General features: G+C 50.6%; 2 tRNA genes and 1 rRNA gene. All 3 read left to right on the top strand.

The window, feature by feature from the left end:
- Positions 1-224: ribosomal RNA gene (locus tag EAH78_RS32080) — 16S ribosomal RNA — on the top strand; the annotation flags it as partial.
- Positions 225-386: 162 nt separating this feature from the next.
- Positions 387-463, top strand: a tRNA-Ile gene (locus EAH78_RS32075).
- A gap of 30 nt (positions 464-493) precedes the next feature.
- Positions 494-569: transfer RNA gene (locus tag EAH78_RS32070), tRNA-Ala, on the top strand.
- Positions 570-685: the final 116 nt, after the last annotated feature.

Genomic DNA, 685 nt, shown 5'->3' with positions numbered 1-685 from the left:
ACTCGACTGCGTGAAGTCGGAATCGCTAGTAATCGCGAATCAGAATGTCGCGGTGAATACGTTCCCGGGCCTTGTACACACCGCCCGTCACACCATGGGAGTGGGTTGCACCAGAAGTAGCTAGTCTAACCTTCGGGAGGACGGTTACCACGGTGTGATTCATGACTGGGGTGAAGTCGTAACAAGGTAGCCGTAGGGGAACCTGCGGCTGGATCACCTCCTTAATCGACGACATCAGCTGCTCCATAAGTTCCCACACGAATTGCTTGATTCATTGAAGAAGACGAAAGAAGCAGCCTGTATCGGTTTGTAGCTSAGTTGGTTAGAGCGTACCCCATGCTTTGTGGTTAAGAGCAGGGTGAGGTCGGCCTTAGTAGCTCGAAATTGGGTCTGTAGCTCAGTTGGTTAGAGCGCACCCCTGATAAGGGTGAGGTCGGCAGTTCGAATCTGCCCAGACCCACCAATTTTGTGTGGGAAACGCCTGTAGAAATACGGGGCCATAGCTCAGCTGGGAGAGCGCCTGCCTTGCACGCAGGAGGTCAACGGTTCGATCCCGTTTGGCTCCACCACTACTGCTTCTGTTAGTAAGAAAGCTTAGAAATGAGCATTCCATCGTGAGATGGTGAATGTTGATTTCTAGTCTTTGACTAGTTCGTTCTTTAAAAATTTGGGTATGTGATAGAAA

Source organism: Pseudomonas arsenicoxydans (assembly GCF_006438915.1).
In the GTDB taxonomy this organism is placed as follows: Bacteria; Pseudomonadota; Gammaproteobacteria; order Pseudomonadales; family Pseudomonadaceae; genus Aquipseudomonas; species Aquipseudomonas arsenicoxydans_A.
Note: the sequence above shows the minus strand (reverse complement) of the source record. Positions and strands in the feature narration are given on the sequence as shown.